At 61.5% G+C, this 3421-nt stretch carries 3 protein-coding genes; all 3 read right to left on the reverse strand.

Annotated elements, in window-relative coordinates; translation table 11 throughout:
- Window positions 1–87 precede the first annotated feature (87 nt).
- The gene (locus AC1DT3_RS15500) at window positions 88–834 is read right to left on the reverse strand and encodes an amino acid ABC transporter permease (protein WP_477466140.1); all 747 of its coding nucleotides are present in this window, start codon (window positions 832–834) and stop codon (window positions 88–90) included.
- A 35-nt stretch (window positions 835–869) separates the two neighbouring features.
- Window positions 870–1871, reverse strand: coding sequence for an ABC transporter substrate-binding protein (locus AC1DT3_RS15505; RefSeq protein WP_477466141.1), 1002 nt, complete (start codon window positions 1869–1871; stop codon window positions 870–872).
- Window positions 1872–1911: 40 nt separating this feature from the next.
- Window positions 1912–3421: gamma-glutamyltransferase family protein (locus tag AC1DT3_RS15510; protein WP_477466142.1), on the reverse strand; the 1510-nt coding region annotated here is incomplete at its 5' end.

Consider the following 3421-nt stretch of genomic DNA (forward strand, 5'->3'; position numbering starts at 1 on the left):
GGACAGGATGATGATCGAACCTCTTCGTGAGCCCGTCGATACGGACGCCGACGGCGTGCTGTGATCGTGCCATAGCAACCTCCTGTTCTAGATCTGATCGGCGTGGGTTGGTGGGAGAGCTTGGCGACGCGCCCCTTCCCTCAGCCGCCGATCGAACGCGTTGACTGCATACGTGAGCGGGATCGTGAGGCAGAGATAGACCATTCCTGCGGCCACCATCGGTGCGAGGGTACCCGAGATATTCGAAGCGTCGGACGCAATGCTGAAAATCTCGCGTTGCTGCGGCAGCAATCCCAGCAGATAGACCAGCGAAGAACCCTTGATGATGTGGATGAACTGTCCGGTCAGAGCCGGCAGAACCCGCCGTATGCCCTGCGGAACAACGACCCATCGCATGGATTCGAAATACGACATGCCAAGCGAGCGAGACGCTTCCATCTGACCCCGCTCGACACTCTGAATGCCACTTCTGAAGATCTCGCTCATGTAAGCGCCTTCGATCAAGCCCAGGGCGAGCGCGGCATACGCGTAGCTGTTCTGGCCGAAGATCCGAATCCCGGCGATGGGTAGCCCCTGTCCGATCAGATAGATCGTCAGGATGACGGGTAGACCCCGGAACACGTCGACGAAGGTGCGTGCTGGAAATCGCACGACGGGGTTGCGGCTGATCAGCATCATGGCGACCAGAAGACCGATGACGAGGCCGATCAGCACGGCGATCGACGCCAGAATAATCGTGTTCGGCACGCCAACCGTGATGATCTCGGGCAGAACCGCGAGGATCTGATCGATATCGAAGAATGTGCGCCACAGTCTTTGCAATCCTTCAGGCATCGGTCCCTCCCGAGATCGGTGTCTCGTCTATGGCTTCAAACGGATTCGGAAACGCGTGATCGCGCGCTTGCTTTGATATTTGCGAAGCTCGCGAAGAGATCCTCTGGCCGCGCCGCTTTTGGAATGAGCCCTTGCGCGAATTGCTCGTGGCAGATCATCGCCAGCATGCGTTGATGGGCTGGCGTTTCCGTGCCRAACGGTGGCGTATCGCCGGCGAAGTCGCGTACCATGGTTTCGACTTCCTCCATCGCCCACGGGGACGCCTCGGCGAACTTCTTGGCTTTGACCCACCAAATGTTCCAGGATTGCTGAAGTGCGTCGTAGAGCGTCATCACCGCTTCGGGATGCGCCTCGGCGAAATCGCGCTGGACAGCGACGATATGAAAGCCTGGATAGACGCCTGTTCGCTGATGATACGCCTTTTCGGCTTTGCGGTAGTCGCGCACCAGACGACGAAACTCACCATCCGGTTGATAGACCGGTTCCGGCATGAAGGCTGTCGTCACCGCATCGACGCTGCCGTCGCGCAAACCATCGAGAAGTGTCTTGCCGGACGGCAGATAGGTTGAACCCTGCGGTGGCTTGACGTCGGTCGGAGCCGCGGGCTTGAGCGGCGTCTTCTCGTCAAGGTCGCCGATGACCCAATCCACTTCCGACACTTCGACGCCTGCTTCGCGCATGGCGGCGCGCGCCCACATGGTTCCCGTGTCGCTCCACGAATTTGTTCCGACGCGCCGCCCTTTGAGATCCGCCAACGTCTCCAACGGACTGTCACGACGTACAATGTAGTTGCGATGCCGGAATCCGCGCAGGATATACACCGGCAATCCGATGAGGCGATCGTCGCCCTTGGCGTAGGAGAGCACATAGCGATTGAAAGACACCTCAGCGGCAGCGATACCGTCCGGAAACTCGTTCGTCAGGGCCGAGCGATGATCGAGATTGAGGCGAATGCCCGGCGTCGCCGCGTCGCCGAGATAGAGCGGGCAGACATGGTCGTAGGCCCTGATGATCATGTTGAGTTGAATATCGGACATGGGGTTTTCTCTCCTGAGCAAGCTATATGGTTGAACGGCGCTACGGCCCGACGCCGACCGCGCCGCCGCGCGGATCGGCGCCGGCGACGAGTCGGCCATCGTCCGCGACTCCGATCGCCTGGACGCGGGCCTGGTACTTGTTCCATTTCACGGTGCAGCCGAGTGCCTCCAGGGCCTGCCGCATCTCGTCCGGCCAACCCGGCTCGAGGTGGACGAGCAGCTGTTCTTCGCTGTGAAAGCGCGGGAGACCAACGGCGACATCAGCGGAAATGCCGCGATCGATCACGTTGAGGACGACCTGCGTGATGGACGTGATGATGCGGCTGCCGCCCGGCGCGCCGATGACGAGTTTGGTCTTTCCGTCGCGCCGCACGATCGTCGGCATGCCACTTCCGATCCTGCGCCCCGGCAAGATCGACATCTGACGTCCGGGACGCGGATCGAAATGACCGAGAAAGTTGTTGTGCAGGAAGCCGAGCTCCGGAGTGATTGTGCCGGAGCCGGCAACCGAACCAATCGAATGCGTGAAGCTGATCGCCATTCCGTCATCGTCGACGACGACCACGTGCGTCGTGCCGGTGCTCCGCTTCTCCGTCTCACCGGCAACGCGATGTCCTGCACGGATCTGCTCCGCCCACGCGGCCATCCGATCCGGCGCCGTCATGCTTTTCGTCCACGCATTCGCTTCAGAAAGGAGAACGGCCTTGATGTCGCGGTTATCCGCGAAACCTGCTCGCATCACCTGCGCGATCGTATCGACCGTCTCTACGCTGTCTCGGGGTTGATCCGTGACATCGAGCCCCGACAGGATACCGAGCATTTCGACCAGTTGGACACCGGGGCTGGGCGGCGGCGACGTGAGAATCTCGTGCCCGTGGTACCGCGTCCGCAGTGCATCTTGCTCATGGGCACGGTAGGACCTGATGTCCTCCGCGCGGATGAGGCTGTCTCGTTTTGCGAGGTCATCGGCCAGCGTGCGGCCGACGGCGCCCGTATAAAAATCATCGGCCCCGGCGCGCGCGATCTGATCCAGAGTCTGCGCATAGAGTTTCTGTCGCAGAATATCGCCGGTTCGGAAGGGATGCTTGCCGTCACGAAAGTAGATCTCCCGCGCGAGGTCGTCCCTTTCGAACTTCATGAGGATGGAAGGGTAGCCTGGAGCCGCCGGTCCGCGGCCTTCGAACTCGCGGGCCCAGACCTCGGCGATATAGGGATAGACCTCGAACCCTTGCGCCGCCAAGCGGATAGCCGGTTCCAGAAGCTCGGCCCAGGTCAGCCGTCCGCTGCCCAGGCGACGGTGGAGTTCGGAACAGGCGGCCACAAAGCCGGGCACCATGACCGATTTCGGTCCGATCTGGTTGTCCTCGTCGCTGAGGATGAACCGGCCGATCGCCTCAGATCGCCCTTGCAGGTGGTCGATCCATTCCGGTGGGACCGCTCCGGACCCCGTCTCCGCCTCGCCGTTGAGAACGATCGACGCGCCGTCATTCGTCATCGCCAGCAGAACGGCGGTGCCGCCGAGGCCACACAGCAGCGGATTGGTGACACCC

This window comes from Microvirga sp. P4_G7 (assembly GCF_056401005.1).

Excerpts from the sequence above, each read along its gene's own strand:
- AC1DT3_RS15500 (WP_477466140.1), bottom strand. The coding sequence starts at position 834 with ATGCCTGAAGGATTGCAAAGACTGTGGCGCACATTCTTCGATATCGAT.